Annotated in this window: 13 protein-coding genes; 9 read left to right on the plus strand and 4 right to left on the minus strand. The window is 71.6% G+C overall.

Features of this window, described 5'->3' with window-relative positions; translation table 11 throughout:
• Positions 1-87 precede the first annotated feature (87 nt).
• The 6 genes from ABKW26_RS00495 (at position 88) to yicI (ending at position 8,847) form a co-directional block, all read left to right on the plus strand.
• Positions 88-1,389: a sugar ABC transporter substrate-binding protein gene (locus tag ABKW26_RS00495; protein WP_348590428.1), complete on the plus strand. Its 1,302-nt coding sequence runs from the start codon at positions 88-90 to the stop codon at positions 1,387-1,389.
• A gap of 76 nt (positions 1,390-1,465) precedes the next feature.
• The gene (locus ABKW26_RS00500) at positions 1,466-2,398 is read left to right on the plus strand and encodes a sugar ABC transporter permease (protein ID WP_348590624.1); all 933 of its coding nucleotides are present in this window, start codon (positions 1,466-1,468) and stop codon (positions 2,396-2,398) included.
• Positions 2,395-3,303: a carbohydrate ABC transporter permease gene (locus tag ABKW26_RS00505; RefSeq protein WP_348590429.1), complete on the plus strand. Its 909-nt coding sequence runs from the start codon at positions 2,395-2,397 to the stop codon at positions 3,301-3,303. The genes ABKW26_RS00500 and ABKW26_RS00505 overlap by 4 nt, the downstream gene beginning before the upstream one ends.
• Entirely contained in the window at positions 3,300-4,235 is a 936-nt protein-coding gene (locus tag ABKW26_RS00510) for an aldo/keto reductase (protein WP_348590430.1), read from the plus strand. Before ABKW26_RS00505 ends, ABKW26_RS00510 begins: the two co-directional genes overlap by 4 nt.
• 97 nt (positions 4,236-4,332) lie before the next feature.
• Complete coding sequence (locus ABKW26_RS00515) at positions 4,333-6,411, plus strand: beta-galactosidase (protein ID WP_348590431.1); 2,079 nt, start codon at positions 4,333-4,335, stop codon at positions 6,409-6,411.
• Positions 6,412-6,492: 81 nt separating this feature from the next.
• Entirely contained in the window at positions 6,493-8,847 is a 2,355-nt protein-coding gene (gene yicI, locus ABKW26_RS00520) for an alpha-xylosidase (RefSeq protein ID WP_348590432.1), read from the plus strand.
• A gap of 12 nt (positions 8,848-8,859) precedes the next feature.
• On the opposite strand, the gene ABKW26_RS00525 is transcribed toward yicI, so the two are convergent.
• From ABKW26_RS00525 to ABKW26_RS00535, 3 genes are all read right to left on the minus strand, one after another.
• Positions 8,860-10,923 carry an NHL domain-containing thioredoxin family protein gene (locus ABKW26_RS00525; protein ID WP_348590433.1) on the minus strand — a complete coding sequence of 688 codons (2,064 nt, stop codon included), beginning with the start codon at positions 10,921-10,923 and terminating at the stop codon, positions 8,860-8,862.
• 82 nt (positions 10,924-11,005) lie between these two features.
• Positions 11,006-11,224: a hypothetical protein gene (locus tag ABKW26_RS00530; protein WP_348590434.1), complete on the minus strand. Its 219-nt coding sequence runs from the start codon at positions 11,222-11,224 to the stop codon at positions 11,006-11,008.
• Between the two features lie 49 nt (positions 11,225-11,273).
• Positions 11,274-12,269, minus strand: a complete 996-nt coding sequence (locus ABKW26_RS00535; protein WP_348590435.1) for a hypothetical protein — start codon at positions 12,267-12,269, stop codon at positions 11,274-11,276.
• 261 nt (positions 12,270-12,530) lie between these two features.
• On the opposite strand from ABKW26_RS00535, the gene ABKW26_RS00540 reads away from it, so the two are divergent.
• Together ABKW26_RS00540 and ABKW26_RS00545 are read left to right on the plus strand one after the other, a co-directional pair.
• Positions 12,531-13,880 carry a lytic polysaccharide monooxygenase gene (locus tag ABKW26_RS00540; protein WP_348590436.1) on the plus strand — a complete coding sequence of 450 codons (1,350 nt, stop codon included), beginning with the start codon at positions 12,531-12,533 and terminating at the stop codon, positions 13,878-13,880.
• Between the two features lie 105 nt (positions 13,881-13,985).
• A complete protein-coding gene (locus tag ABKW26_RS00545) occupies positions 13,986-14,465 on the plus strand; it encodes a hypothetical protein (protein ID WP_348590437.1) in 480 nt (159 codons plus the stop codon).
• 50 nt (positions 14,466-14,515) lie between these two features.
• Here the strand turns inward: ABKW26_RS00545 and ABKW26_RS00550 are convergent, their stop codons facing one another.
• On the minus strand, positions 14,516-14,740 hold the full coding sequence (locus ABKW26_RS00550) for a DUF6458 family protein (RefSeq protein WP_348590438.1): 225 nt from the start codon (positions 14,738-14,740) through the stop codon (positions 14,516-14,518).
• Positions 14,741-14,898: 158 nt separating this feature from the next.
• Here ABKW26_RS00550 and ABKW26_RS00555 point away from each other — a divergent pair, with 158 nt between their 5' ends.
• On the plus strand, positions 14,899-15,825 hold the full coding sequence (locus ABKW26_RS00555; protein ID WP_348590439.1) for an aminoglycoside phosphotransferase family protein: 927 nt from the start codon (positions 14,899-14,901) through the stop codon (positions 15,823-15,825).
• Positions 15,826-15,831: the final 6 nt, after the last annotated feature.

A 15,831-nucleotide genomic window follows, 5' to 3' on the forward strand; every position in this document is an offset into this window, starting at 1 on the left:
AAACGCTTCGACAGTTCTGGTCGCGGAGCGAGCACGCCAGCACGACCGACGTGGGCAGGACGCCCGCGTCCTACAAGGAGGTAGGACATGAGGAACACCAAGGCACTCTTCCCCGCCGCTGTCATCGCAGCCGGCACCCTGCTGCTCAGCAGCTGCTCGAGCGACGGCGACGGCGACGGTTCCGCCGACGGCCCCATCACCCTCGAGTACTGGGCGTGGGGAACGTCCCAGCAGCCGCTCGTCGACGCGTGGAACGCCAACAACCCCGACGTCCAGGTGACCCGGACCGACGCGGGCGGCGGCACCGACTCCTCCGCGAAGCTCCTCACCGCCACACGTGCCGGGAACGCCCCGGACCTCGCGCTCATCGAGTTCAACACGCTCCCCGCGATGATCGTCGGCGACGTCGCGGCAGACATCACCGAGCACACCCAGGACGCCGGCGACGCGTTCACCGAGAGCGTGTGGGGGCTGACGTCCTTCAACGGCGCCACCTACGGCGTCCCGCAGGACGTCGGGCCGATGGCCCTCGTCTACAACCAGGCGCGCTTCACCGAGCTCGGCATCGAGGTGCCGACCACCTGGGCCGAGTTCGCCGACGCAGCCGTCGCCGTCCGCGCCGCCGATCCCGACACGTACCTCACGACCTTCGCGCCCGGAGAGTTCGGTGGCTTCGCCGGCTACGCCCAGCAGGCCGGCGCAGAGTGGTGGAGCGTCGACGGCGACACCTGGACGGTCGGCATCGACAGCGAGGAGTCCCTCGAGGTCGCCGACTACTGGCAGGACCTCATCGACCAGGACGCCGTCCTCGCCGAGCCGCTCCTCACCCCCGAGTGGAACTCCAAGCTCAACGACGGCCAGATCCTCTCCTGGCCCGCCGCGCTCTGGGCGCCCGGAGTCATCTACGGCGTCGCCGAGTCGCAAGCTGGCGACTGGGCCATCGCACCGCTCCCCCAGTGGGAGGAAGGGAACTCCGACGTCGCGTTCCAGGGTGGTTCTGCCATCGCCGTGACCACCTCGTCCGAGCACCAGGAAGCAGCTGCCGAGTTCGCCCTGTGGATGAACACGAGCGACGAGGCCGCCGCGATCCAGATCGAGGCCGGCCAGTACCCCGCGTCGATCGCCGGCCAGGAGCTCACCCTCGAGTCCGACCCGCCGCTGCTCATGCCGCAGCAGACGGACTACTGGGAGGTCGCAGCCGAGATCGCGGCCAACACCATCCCGGACATCAGCTGGGGACCGAACGTCAACGTCGCGTCGAGCGCCTTCCAGGACGCCGTCGCCTCCGCGATCACCAACGGCACACCGCTGCGTGACGCCCTCGTCGAGACGCAGCAGATCGTCGTCGACGACATGACCACCACCGGCTTCGACGTCGCCGAGAACTGACCGCCCGGCTCCCGCGGCCGACCTCATCAGGAGCTCCATGATGTCCACCGAGACACCACAGACCGACGCCGCGAGCATGCTCGTGACGGGCACCGCCCCGCCCCAGAACCGTCGTCGGCGCCGCCGGCTGGCCCCCTACGTCTTCCTCGCGCCGTCGATGCTGCTGTTCGTGGCCTTCCTCGCGGTGCCCATCGTCTACGCCGTCTACCTCAGCCTGCGCGGCTTCCGCCTCACCGGTGGCGGTGCGTTCGGCCAGCGCCGCGAGGTGTTCGTCGGCTTCGCCAACTACGTCTCGACCTTCACGGACCCCGAGTTCTTCGCCGGGTTCACGCGGCTGGCGGTCTACGGCGCCATCGCCATCCCCCTCACCCTCGGGCTGGCGCTGCTCTTCGCGCTGCTCCTCGACCTCCCCCGGGCCAAGGCGACGCGCTTCTCACGCACCGCGATCTTCATCCCGTACGCCGTACCCGGCGTCGTGGCCTCCCTGCTCTGGGGATTCCTCTACCTGCCGTCCACCAGCCCGTTCAGCTACATCACGGAGCAGCTCGGGTGGGGCACGATCGGTTTCCTCGACGGCACGATGCTCTTCTCCTCGGTCGCGAACATCGCGATCTGGAGCGGCGTCGGCTTCAACATGATCATCATCTACACGTCGCTGCGCGGGATCCCGTCCGACGTCTACGAGGCGGCCCGGCTCGACGGCGCCACCGAGTGGCAGATCGCCCGCAAGATCAAGATCCCCCTCGTCGCCCCCGCTCTCGTCCTCACCGGCATCTTCTCCCTCATCGGCACGCTCCAGCTCTACGGCGAGCCGACGACCCTGCGGCCCATGACCTCCGAGATCTCGCAGACCTGGGTGCCGCTCATGAAGATCTACCGCGACGCGTTCGTCCGCGACGACCTCCCGCTGGCGGCCGCCTCCTCCGTGGTCCTCGCCGTGGGGACCCTCCTCGTATCACTCCTCGTCCTGCGCCTCGTGCAGAAGCGCGCCTTCGGAGACGACTCATGACGACGACCACGCCCACCACGCCCATGCCCGTGGACAAGCGACCACGCCTGCAGCACGAGATGCGCACCACCGGCCGACGCCGCGGGCGGGCCATCCCGACCGCGATCCTCCTGCTCGGCGCGTTCTACACCCTCCTGCCCGTCGCCTGGGTGATCATCGCGGCCTCGAAGTCGCGGTCCGAGCTCTTCTCGACCTTCACCTTCGCGCCCGGCACCGGGTTGTGGGAGAACCTGCAGAACCTCTTCGCGTACGGCGACGGCCAGTACGGCCAGTGGGCTCTCAACAGCCTCTTCTACGCCGGGCTCGGCTCCGTGCTCTCGACGCTCATCTCGACGATGGCCGGGTTCGCTCTCGCCAAGTACGAGTTCCCCGGCCGCCAGGCGATCTTCTATGCGATCCTCGGCGGGGTCCTCCTGCCGGGCATCACGCTGGCGATCCCGCAGTACCTCCTCATGTCGAAGATGGGTATGGCGGGGAGCTACTGGTCGGTGCTTCTACCGACGCTCATCTCGCCGTTCAGCATCTACCTCGCCCGGGTCTACGCCATGTCCTCCGTCCCGACCGAGATGATGGAAGCGGCCCGGATCGACGGCGCGTCGGAGGCGCGGATGTTCGTCTCGCTCGTGCTGCCGATGATGGTGCCCGGCATGGTCACCGTCTTCATGCTCCAGTTCGTCGGCACGTGGAACAACTTCCTCCTGCCCTACGTCATGCTCTCGAACGAGCGCATGTACCCCCTGACCGTCGGCCTCTACACGCTCCTGTCCAAGGGCTCGGGCGAGCCGGCGCTCTACAGCCTCGCCATCACCGGCGCTGCGCTCTCGATCATCCCGCTCGTGCTGCTCATGCTCTTCCTGCAGCGCTTCTGGCGGCTCGACCTCATCAGCGGAGGACTCAAAGGATGAACGACTCGACCACTCTCGGCCGGACGGACCTCGTCGTCGGCCCGCTCACCCTCGGCACGTCCCGCCTCGGGCAGGGCGACGACTCTGCGGCCAAGCGCGACGTCCTCGCTCTCGCCCTCGGCGGCGCCGTCCGTGCCATCGACTCGGGGAACAACTACGGCGAGAGCGAGGCGCGCGTCGGGGCCGCACTCCGGGCCGCGCGCGGTACCGGCGCCCCGTCGACCGGCACCCTCGTCATCACCAAGGCCGACCCCGCGCACGGCTCGACGGACTTCTCCGGCGAGCGCATGCGGGCCTCGGTCCGGGAGAGCCAGGAACGCCTCGGCCTCGACCAGCTGCCCCTCGTGCACCTGCACGACCCGGAGCGCATCACCTTCGAGGAGGCCATGGCACCGGACGGTCCCGTCCGGGCGCTGCTCGACCTTCGCGACGCGGGTGTCGTCCGCTTCGTCGGCGTCGCGGGCGGCCCTGCCGCGATGATGGAGCGCTACGTCCGCACCGGGCTCTTCGACGCAGCCGTCACGCACAACCGGTGGACGCTCCTCGACCGCTCCGCGCGCGGGATCCTCGAGGCGTGCGCCGAGCACCAGGTGGGGCTCTTCAACGCCGCACCCTTCGGCGGCGGGCTCCTCGCCACCCGGCCCGGGCCTGGCGGGTCCTACGCCTACCGGCCGGCGTCGCCCGCCGTCCTGCAGGCTGCGACCGCGATGCACGACGCCTGCGAGCGCCACGGCGTCCCCCTCGCCGCGGCCGCCCTGCAGCTCGGCGCCCGGGACGAGCGGATCGCGTCGACGATCGTCGGCGCGTCCAGCCCCGAGCACCTCGCACGCGCCGTCGAGCACGCGTCCGTGCACGTGCCGCAGGACCTGTGGGACGAGCTCGACGCGCTCCGCCCGCCTGAGCACGAGTGGCTCGGGCCCGACGGGCGCTGAACCACCACGCACGCGGTACGGCCGCGAGCACGCCCCGGCTCCGGGCCGTGAACGCAATCACGGCCCAGCCGAACCGATCTGAGACGAGGAATCCCCGATGACCGTTCCCGCACGCGCCTTCTCCACCGACAGGTTCCTGTTCGGCGGCGACTACAACCCCGAGCAGTGGACCGAGGACGTGTGGCTCGAGGACATCGAGCTCATGCGCGCGGCAGGGGTGAACGCCGTGACGATCGGGGTGTTCTCCTGGTCGGTCCTCGAGCCACGCGAGGGCGAGTACACGTTCGGGTGGATGGACCGGATCATCGAGCTGCTCGACGCGGCGGGGATCGGTGTCATCCTCGCGACGCCGACGGCTTCTCCTCCGCCGTGGTTCTCCGTCGCGCACCCGGACGCCATGCCGGTGCGGCCGGACGGGACGCGACTGACCCACGGGAGCCGCGACACGTACGCGATGAGCGCGCCCGCATACCGGGAGGCGTGCCGGCGGATCGCCAGAGCGCTGGCGGAACGGTACGGCGCGCACCCGGCCCTGCGGGCCTGGCACGTGCACAACGAGTACGGGACGTTCGACCACTCCGAGCACGCTGCGGTCGCGTTCCGCGCGTGGCTGCGCCGCAGGTACGGGACCCTCGAGGCGCTCAACGCGGCCTGGTACTCGGCGTTCTGGTCGCAGAGCTACACCGCGTGGGAGCAGGTGCAGCCCCCGCGCGCGACCCAGTACCTGCACAACCCGACGCAGAGCGTCGACTTCAAGCGGTTCTGCTCGGACGAGATGCTCGACGCGCTCCGCGAGCAGAGCGCCGAGATCCGGGCGGCCGGCTCGACCGCGCCGATCACGACGAACTTCATGCTGCCCACGTGGAACCACCTGGAGCAGTGGAGCTGGTCCGCCGAGCTCGACATCGTGTCGATCGACCACTACCTCGACACGCTGACGCTCGACGGCGAGACGCACGCCGCGTACGCCTCGGACCTCACGCGGTCGTGGGCGGGCCAGCACCCGTGGCTGCTCATGGAGCAGTCGACGATCAGCTCGACCATGCCCGGGTGGCGCGCACACAAGGAGCCGGACCGCATGATCCGCAACTCCCTCTCCTACGTCGCACGCGGCTCCCAGGGCGCCCTGTTCTTCCAGTGGCGGGCGCCCGCTGCCGGCGCCGAGGCATGGCACGGCGGGCTCGTCTCCCACGTCGGCCCCGACTCCCCCAGCCACCGCGGCGTCCAGGAGCTAGGACGGATCCTCGCGAGCATCGCCGAGGTCGCTGCCCCTCCCGCCGAGGGGCCGATCCTCGACGCCGACGTCGCGATCCTCTGGCACGCCGAGGGGTGGTGGGCGCTCGAGAACACGCACCTGCCGTCCGACCACCTCGACTACTCCGACGCCGTGCGCTCGACGCACCGCGCGCTGTGGCAGGCTGGGCTCCCGGTCGACTTCGTCGCACCCGACGGCGACCTCGGGCGCTACCGGCTGCTGCTCGTGCCGAGCATGTTCGCCGTCTCGGCAGAGCTGGCCGCGGCGCTCGCTGCGTACGTCGAGGCAGGCGGCACCCTGGTGACCTGGTACTTCTCCGGGATCGCCGACGAGAACCTCCACGTGGTGCCCGGCGGCTACCCCGGCGTCCTGCGGGACCTGCTCGGCGTGCGGGTGACCGACCTGCACCCGCTCGACCCCGAGGCGACCGTCCGGCTCAGCGACGGTTCCGAGGCAGGCACGTGGTCCGAGCAGGTCGAGCTCGCCGGCGCCGAGGTGGTCGCCACGTACGCCGACGGCGAGGTGGCCGGCTCGCCCGCGGTCACGCGGCACCCCGTGGGCGAGGGCGACGCCTGGTACGTCTCGACGCGCCTCGACCAGGACTCCCTCGACCGCTTCCTCGCCGACCTCACGTACGACCTCGGCATCGAGCCGACCGTCGCCGGTGGGGACCCCGAGCTCGAGACGGTGCGCCGGCACGGCCGCGACGGGACCTACCTCTTCGTCCTCAACCACGGCGACGCGCCGCGGACGCTGCGCGCAGCCGGTGCCGCCGGCACCGCAGGCGAGGGGGCAGCCGGACCGGCCGGCGTCGAGCTTGTGAGCGGCACGACCGTCGAGGACGCGCTCACGGTCGCGCCCCGCGGGGTAGCCGTCGTGCGCGAGTCCGGTTCTCCGTCCTGGAGCGTCGACGCCACCTGACCGTCCGCTGGCGGGCACCGTCCCGGCCACGCGACCCACCCGCCCGTCCCGAGCCCGGGGCACCACAGCAGGAGCACGCACATGAAGTTCACCGACGGTTTCTGGCACACCCGCCCCGGGGTCGACGCGCGGTACGCGCAGGAGGCCTACGACATCGAGGCCGTGCCGTCGTCGCGCGGCGACAGCCTCGTCGTCGTCGCACCCACCGGGGTGATCACCCGTCGTGGGGACACGCTCAACCGTCCGGTGCTCACCGTGACGCTCTCGAGCCCGATGGAGGGGGTCGTCTCGGTGCGGAGCCAGCACCACCGGGGCGACCCGTCCGCGGATGGCTTCGACCTGCTCGGGTCCGAGCCCGGTCACGGCCGGGCGACCGCCGACGCGTCCGGCGGGGTCCTCGAGTCCGGTCCGCTGCGTGCCCGCATCACACCCGGCGCCCCGTGGAACCTCACGTTCGAGGCGGCCGGGACGGTCCTTACCCGCAGCGGGCACAAGTCCCTCGCGCACGTCGGCCTCGCCCCGGGTGCGCCGGTGCCGTCCGGCCCGGCGGGCGTCTCAGGAGTGACGACCACCGGCCTCGCCGACGCAGCGGCCTACATGCACGCCCAGCTCTCGCTGGGCGTCGGCGAGAGCGTCTACGGCCTCGGCGAACGGTTCGGACCGCTCGTCAAGAACGGTCAGAGTGTCGACATCTGGAACGCCGACGGCGGCACGTCGAGCGAGCAGGCCTACAAGAACATCCCCTTCTACCTCACCAACCGCGGCTACGGCGTGCTCGTCAACCACCCCGAGCACGTGTCGTTCGAGGTGGGCAGCGAGGCCGTCGAGCAGGTCCAGTTCTCCGTGCCCGGCGAGACGCTCGAGTACCTCGTGATCTACGGCCCGACGCCCGCGGACATCCTCGAGCGGTACACCCGCCTCACGGGCCGGCCCGCGCAGGTCCCTGCCTGGTCCTACGGCCTGTGGCTCTCGACGTCGTTCACGACCGACTACGACGAGGCGACCGTCAACCGCTTCATCGACGGCATGGCCGAGCGGGACCTCCCCCTGAGCGTGTTCCACTTCGACTGCTTCTGGATGCGCGAGTTCAGCTGGACCGACTTCGAGTGGGACCCGCGCGTGTTCCCCGACCCTGTGGGCATGCTCGCGCGGCTCCACGAGCGTGGCCTGCGGGTGAGCGCCTGGATCAACCCGTACATCGGCCAGCGCTCGGCGCTGTTCGACGAGGGCGCCGAGGCCGGCTTCCTCGTGCGGCGGGCCGACGGAAGCGTGTGGCAGTGGGACATGTGGCAGGCGGGCATGGCGCTCGTGGACTTCACCAACCCCGCCGCGACCCACTGGTTCCAGGACAAGCTCCGCGGGCTCCTCGCGCAAGGGGTCGACGCCATCAAGACGGACTTCGGCGAACGCATCCCCACGGACGTCGTGTGGCACGACGGCTCCGACCCGCACGCCATGCACAACTGGTACGCGCAGCTCTACAACGAGGCCGTCTTCTCCGTCCTCGAGGAGGTCCGCGGTGCCGGCGACGCTGTCGTCTTCGCACGGTCCGCCACGACCGGCGGGCAGCAGATGCCGGTGCACTGGGGCGGCGACAGCTCGTCGTCGTTCGAGTCCATGGCGGAGAGCCTGCGTGGCGGGCTGTCCCTGTCGATGAGCGGCTTCGGGTACTGGAGCCACGACATCGGCGGCTTCGAGGGCTCACCCGACCCGGCTGTCTTCAAGCGCTGGGTCGCGTTCGGCCTCCTCTCGAGCCACTCCCGCCTGCACGGCTCGCAGAGCTACCGGGTGCCGTGGGCGTTCGACGACGAGTCGGCGCCCGACGCTCCCGGCCAGAGCGCCGTCGACGTCACGCGCCGGTTCACCCGCCTCAAGCTCGAGCTCATGCCGTACCTCTACGAGGCGGGGCTGCAGGCGCACGAGCGCGGGCTGCCGGTCATGCGCCCCATGCAGCTCGCGTTCCCGGGCGACCCGGCGGTCGACCACCTCGACCGGCAGTACATGCTCGGCGGCGACCTCCTCGTCGCGCCCGTCTTCAGCGCTGCGGGCGACGTCCAGTACTACCTGCCCGCCGGCACGTGGACGAACCTCCTCACGGACGAGGTGGCGAGCGGCGGCGTGTGGCGCACCGAGCGGCACGACTTCGCGAGCGTGCCGGTGTGGGTCCGCGAGGACGCGGTGCTCGTCACCGGGCCGGGTGCCGACCGCCCCGACTACGACTACGCGGCCGACGCCCTCGTGACCGTCTACCCGGGCACGGCGGACCGGAGCGTGCGCGTGGTGCACCCGGGGACCGGCGGGGTGACGACCTTCGCGGTCGAGCGCCACGAGGACTCCGTCACCGTGAGGGCTGACGGGCCGGTCGCCTTCCGTGCCCGGCTCGCCGGCGGCGACGAGGTCGGGTCGGTCGACGGGGTGGTCCGGCTCGGGCGCTGAGGCCCCTACCGCTCAGCCGTGCAGCGGCAGCACGAGGCTCGTCGGTGCGCCCGTGACGACCCGGACCGGGACGCCCCAGTCCTGCTGAGCCAGGTGGCAGGCGGGGTACTCGTTGTCCGGGTCGTCGTCGCACGAGGCCGCCTGGGCGGTGACGTGGAGGACCCCCTCGGTGACGTCCGGGTTGATCCGCAGGGTGCGGGTGAGCTCGACCGCGTCGCCCGTCCCGTCGAGCAGCAGCTCGGGCGGGGTCGACGACACCTGGAGCCGGGTCGAGGGGCCGTAGCGGTCGTCGTACTTCTGGCCCGCCGCGGGCGTGAAGACGACGTCGAGGGCCAGCTCGCCCGGCGCCACCTCGGTGACCGGACGCTGCGTCCGGTGCGCACCCGTGTCGAGCACCTGCCCCGCGAGCCGGGCGGGCAGCGCGATGCGCGTGAGGCGGTGCGCGGCCGACTCGACGACGGTGAGGGTGATCGCGTCACCGTCCACGTGGACGAGGACGCCGCTCGGCTCGGCGAGGTCGGTCGCGAGGGTCGTCACCTCGTCCGTAGCCAGGTCGAGGCGTCGGAGCGCGCCGTTGTACGTGTCCGCGACGACCACCGAGCCGTCGGGGAGCGTCGCGACACCGAGCGGGTGCTGGAGCAGAGCCTGCGCGGCCGGCCCGTCGCGGTGGCCGAAGTCGAAGAGGCCCTCGCCGATCGCCGTCGTGACGAACCCGCGGGAGGTGCCCGGCTCGATCTCGACGCGACGCAGCGACGACGTCTCGGAGTCCGCGAGCCACACGGCGTGATCCGGCCCGACGGCGAGGCCGGACGTCTGCGCGAACCACGCCTCCGAGAGCGGACCGTCGAGCAGACCCTCGTTCATCGTGCCCGCGACCTGCGCGATCGTGCCTTCCTCGCCGTCGAAGGCCCAGAGCGAGTGGTTGCCCGCCATCGCGACGAGGAACGTGCCGAGCGGCTCCACCCACACGACGTCCCACGGCGACGAGAGCTTGTGGAGCTGAGCGGGGTTGGTGAAGGGCACACCGCCGACGAGCGGGCGCGTCGCGCCCGTCTCCTCGGGAAGGTCGGGGAGCTCGAAGGTCAGCGTGAGGGTCGACGTGAACGCCTCCCCCGCTCGCTCAGGCTGCTCTGGCTCGCCGGCCTCTCCCGGCTGTGTGGTCCCCGGCGCGCTCGCCGCGGGCTCGGCCTGAGGATCGGGCAGGACGTTGTCGCTCGCCCCGACCATGAGCTGCGAGCCGTTGCCCGCGACGGTGACGACGGTCCCGTCCTCGAGGTCCACCGCGCGCAGGGCGTGGTTGACGGTGTCGGCGACGAGGACGTCGTAGCCGAGGAAGGACCGCAGCTCGTCGGGCACGAGGCACAGGCCGTTCGGCTCGCTGAACCGTGCCTCCTCGGGCGGTCCGTCGACGAGGCCGCGCTCGCCGGAGCCGATCCGCCGCACGAGGGTCTCGCCGTCGGGGAGGAGCTCGGCGAGGGAGTGGTGACCGGCGTCGGCGACGAGGAGGTTGCCGTTCGGCAGCGCGATCGCCTTCGCGGGGAAGCGCAGGGTGCCCGCGGTCGGCTCCGGGGCGACGTAGGGTCCGTCGCCGCGGTGCAGGGTGCCCTTCGCGTCGTGCTCGGCGACGAGGTCACGCACGAGGATCTCGAGGTTGTGCGCGTGTCCCTCCCCCGCCATCTGCGCCACGATGTAGCCCTCGGGGTCGATGACGACGAGCGTCGGCCACGCCCGCGCGGTGTACGCGGACCACGTGACGAGCTCGGGGTCGTCGAGGACGGGGTGGTGCACCTCGTACCGCTCGACAGCGGCGGCGAGCGCCACCGGGTCGGCCTCGTGGACGAACTTCGGCGAGTGCACTCCGATGATGACGAGCTCGTCCCGGTGCGCGGCCTCGAGCTCACGGAGCTCGTCGAGGACGTGCAGGCAGTTGATGCAGCAGAAGGTCCAGAAGTCGAGGACCACGATCTTGCCGCGCAGGTCCGCGAGGCTGACGTCCTTGCCACCGGTGTTGAGCCACCCCCGGCCGACGAGCTCGGAAGCGCGGACACGGGCGAGGCGAGGGCTTGTCGACGTCACGGGACCAGTGAACACGATGGAGCGCGGTCCGCACAGCGTCCGGTGCCACCCGGGCACGGCGTGGCCCGGTCACGCACGCGGATCAGCCGCCGGCGTGGATGCGCCCGCTGATGCGGACGAGCACGGGGACGCCCTCGACGGTCGTCGGGAGCCCTCGGCGGTCCGACTCGCTCAGCACGTTGACCTGCACGCGGTAGCCGTCGTCGCCCCGGGAGATGCCGACGCCGCGGATGCCGTCACGGCCCGCGAGCTCGGAGCGCAGCAGGAGCTTCGCGTGCCGCGCCTTGTCCAGGTCCGCCATGTGCACCTCGCGTCGGAGCCCCCGGTCGGATCTCGGCCGGGAGGCCGCCTCAGCCCGCCAACGTGGCCCCCAGCTCGCGGAGGACGGTGTTGATCGGGTTGATGTAGGTCAGCCCAGTCCCATTGTCGCCCCCTGTCTCGCTCCCTGCAAAGAGCAGACCGAGTGCGACGCCGTCTGCCCGGTAGACGACCGAGCCGCTGTCGCCGCCGCGGGAGAACGGTCCGGCACCCGTGCTCTCGACCTCGATCTGGTCGTCGAAGCGCAGCTCGCCGAGCTCGTCGCCGTATCCGACGACGACGTCGTCGAGCTCGATCGCCGTGATGCGGCCGCGGGTCAGCCCCGTGGTGCGGCCCACCTTGAGGACCTGCTCGTCGCCGACGGCCTCGGCCGTCGTCGTGATCGCACTGACCTCGGGGTAGTCGAGGTCGACCGACGGGTCCTCGAGAAGGGCCGTCGCGGCGTCGACCATCGCGACCGCGCCGCGGCGCAGCGCGACGAAGCCCGCGAGCGTCCCGACACGGTCCCGCGGGTCCGTCCCGCCGTCCGCGGGACCGGGCTGGAGCACCGGGTCACCGACGGAGGCCGAGGGCGAGCCGACGAGCACGTGATAGTTCGACAGGGCGTGGAGCGCGCCGTCGACGCGGACGAAAGCCCCGAGCGTCCCCGCGGTGACGTCCCGGTGCGCGATCGACACCCCCGGGCGCAACGGCCGGGCGCGGCCCGTCTCGCCGACCGCGAGCGCCGTCGCGACCGGTGTCCGCAGCCCGACGGCGCGACGCGGTCCGGCGTAGATCCGGCCGGTCCGCCGCACGTCGACCGCCGGACCGACCTGCTCCGCGACCTTGCGGGCGACCATCCGGGCCCTCGGCACACCGAGCCGGTACCGCACGGCGAGGCCGTAACCACCGTCGGGCAACGGCGAGAGGCCCAGCGCCACCCCGGCGCCCGCGACGCCGACGCCGCTCGCGGTCACGCTCTCCCCGTACTTCTCCGCGACGTAGTCCGCCAGCTGCCTCTTGATCTCTCGCGCTTCCTCGTGATCCATCCGACGCCCCCGCATCTGCCGTCACCGGCATCCTGTCTGACTCTCGCGCTCTGCTCGTTGTCGTCCGAGTATGGCCGCCGCCCCCGACACCAGCCCGTCGGAAGGGACCGGCAGCCGGGTCGATCCGGCCCGGGCGGGACCCGCCGCAGAAACGTTTAGGCGCGTTGACCGGCAGAGCACCCCGACGGACGCTGAGGGCTCGCGCAGTCGACATCTCGCCCGTCCCGGGTGCCCGTCCAGGTTGGCAGGAGACCGACGATCATGACTACCTCCCGATCCCGCACGAGCCGGTTCGTCCTCGGTCTGGCCGCAGCCGGCCTCCTCGCCGGCGGAACGGTGGTGGCCGGAGCGCCGCAGACCGCCGACGCCCACGGCGGGCTGACGTTCCCCGCGACCCGCACCTACCAGTGCTACCTCGACGGCCTCGCCGGCGGTCAGGCGGCGGGACAGGGCGGGAACATGCTGCCGACGAACGCGATCTGCCAGGACGCGCTCGCGTACAGCTCGTACCCGTTCTACACCTGGTACGGCAACCTGCTCTCGCTCGTCGACGGCAAGCACGAGGAGACCATCCCGGACGGCGAGCTCTGCGGGCCGGGCGAGCAGTTCCAGGCGTTCAACACGCCGAGCGACCTCTGGCCGACGACCGCCCTGGCGTCCGGCGCCGAGATCACCTTCCAGTACGCCGCGACGGTGCAGCACCCCGGTTCGTGGACGCAGTACATCACCAAGGACGGGTGGGACCCGTCGCAGCCGCTCGGGTGGGACGACATCGAGGAGTTCGACCGCGTCGTCGACCCGCCCGTGCGCTCCGGCGGCGCGACCGGGCCGGAGTACTACTGGGACGCGACGCTGCCCGAGAAGAGCGGTCGGCACGTCATCTTCTCGATCTGGGAGCGCTCGGACAGCCCCGAGTCCTTCTACAACTGCTCCGACGTCGTGTTCGGCGGGGGCACCGGGGAGCCGACCGACCCGCCCACGGACCCGCCCGTCGACACGACCGCGCCCACCGCGCCGGGCACGCCGAGCCTCGTCACCGCCTCGGGGACGAGCGCGGGCATCGCCTTCGCCGCGTCGACCGACGCCGTCGGTGTCACGAAGCACACCGTGCACGACGCCGAAACGGACGACGTCCTCGCCTCCGTGCCGTACTCGGGGAGCGGCCCGGGGAGCGCCGCGCTCACGGGGCTGGAGCCCGGGACGAGCTACGCGGTCTACGTGGTGGGGCACGACGCCGCGGGGAACGCGTCACCGCCGTCGTCGATCCTGACGTTCTCCTCCGGCGACGCACCCGTCGCGACGTGCTCCGTCGACTACGACGCGTCGAACTCCTGGGGAGCAGGGTTCCAGGGCAACGTGACCATCGCGAACGAGTCCATGACCCCGATCTCCGGGTGGGCGCTCACGTGGTCGTTCGCGAACGGCGAGACCATCACGCAGTCGTGGAGCTCCACGCTCACCCAGACCGGGAGCAGCGTCACCGCCCGGGGTGCGGCGTGGAACTCGACCATCGGCCACCACGGCACGGTGACGTTCGGGTTCCTCGGCGCCGGGACGCCGGGCGCGGAGCCGACGTTCACCCTCGACGGCACGGAGTGCACGAGCGTCTGACGCTCGACATGGGTACCTCGACCCGGGGACCTGACACCACCCTGGAGGCGCGTGCGGCGGTCGCTCCACGGCTACGTTGGAGGTCCACCAGCTCAGGAGATGCACATGTCTGTCACCACCTTCCGCTCTCGCCGCACGACCGTCCTCGTCAGCGCTGCGTTCCTCGCGGCAGCGCTCGTCGGCTGCTCGTCGGAGGACACCGAGCCGAAAGCGCAGGACAGCGTCTCGACCGAGTCGTCGGACGACGAGTCGTCCGACGCAGAGGAGACCGAGGAACCAGAAGAGACGGACGACGCGGACGAGGCCGAGGACGCCGGCACGGTGTCCGAGGACGCTCTCGCCGAGGCCGTCGCCGGAGCGATGGACGAGGAGACCGGGACGACGTTCCCCGTCGAGTGCGACGGCGGGATCGACGGGATCGTCGGCGCAGAGCAGCGCTGCTGGCGCATCATCACCGGTCTCGAGGACCAGGGAGTGCCCGACGACTCGCGCCTCGGGATCGACGTCACCGTCGACTACCTCAACCCCGACGGCCCCCACCTCGACATGCAGGCCGACGACGCGATCAGCCCGCCGGAGGACTGAGACGGGCGGCGCCCGGAGACGCCGCCCGCGGTGTCGGGCTGCGGGTCGTGTCAGACCGCCGGCGGGAGGCGGTCGTCGCGGCGCTCGATGACCTCGCGGTGCGTGGTGTTCGTGCGCTGCTGGTTCATGGCGAACGCGATGATGAGCGACAGGACGCCCGCGCCGAGGCAGATGTAGCCGATGACCACGAGGTTGACGCCGCTGATCGCGTCCTGGACCGCGAACGCGAGGATCGCCCCCAGGACCATGAGGAAGATACCGATTCCGAAACCCATGAGAACTCCTTCGTAGACGACGACTGATGACAGCTGGTGCTGTGACCCCCGGGGGAAACCCTTGCGCAGATCGGTGCACCGCGCGCGCTGGGAGCCCCGAGCGCGCACCCCTGGGCCGCCAGGACGGCGCACGAAACCGGACGTACCGTAGAAAGACCGTGAACACGCTCCCCGACACCGACACCCGCCACAGCACCCGCGATCTCGACCCCAGGGCGCTCGATCCAGACTCGTTCGTCGCCCGCTGGAACCTCGTCGTCGACGGCGACGGCTTCTCGACGCACAGCAGCCATCTCCTGCCGGTCCTCCACGAGGGCGTCCCGGCGATGCTCAAGGTCGCGCTCAGCGACGAGGAGCGCCGCGGAAACAGCCTCATGACCCGCTGGGGCGGCCGGGCCGCAGCCCGGGTCCTGGAGCATGACGGGCCTGCCGTCGTCCTCGAGCGCGCGACCGGGCCGCGCTCCCTCACGGCGCAGGCGACGAACGGTGCCGGTTCGCCGCGCTGGATCCTGGCGGACGCCCGCGCGACGCGCGTCCTCTGCGCCGTGGTGCACGACCTTCATGCCGTCGGTGCAGGCGACGGTCCCCGGTCGTCCGACCTCGTCCCGCTCGACCGGTGGTTCCGGGACCTCCTCGCCGGCGCCGGTTCGCACCGCGGCTTCGTGCGCCGCGCCGCGACGACCGCGCGCGACCTGCTCGACCAGCGCCGCGACGAGGTGATCCTCCACGGCGACGTCCACCATGCGAACGTCCTCGACTTCGGCGACGCGGCGGCACCGCGCTGGAAGGCCATCGACCCGAAAGGTCTCGTGGGCGACCGGGCGTTCGACTACGCGAACATGCTCTGCAACCCGACCCACGGCGTCGCGCTGATCCCGGGCCGGCTCGAGCGCCAGGTGGACGTCGTCGCCGACGCGGCAGGGCTCGCCACCGTGCGTGTTCTCCGCTGGGTGGTCGCCTGGGCGGGGCTCTCCGCGGTCTGGTTCAGCGCCGCAGGGCCGGGGTGGATGTCGTCGGCTGCGCGGGACGCCTCCGCGGCGAGCGCGCTCGCGATCGGGCGGACCGCCGAGGACCTCCTGCGCTGAGCGCAG

Source organism: Sanguibacter sp. 25GB23B1 (assembly GCF_040012415.1).
Classification (GTDB): domain Bacteria; phylum Actinomycetota; class Actinomycetes; order Actinomycetales; family Cellulomonadaceae; genus Sanguibacter.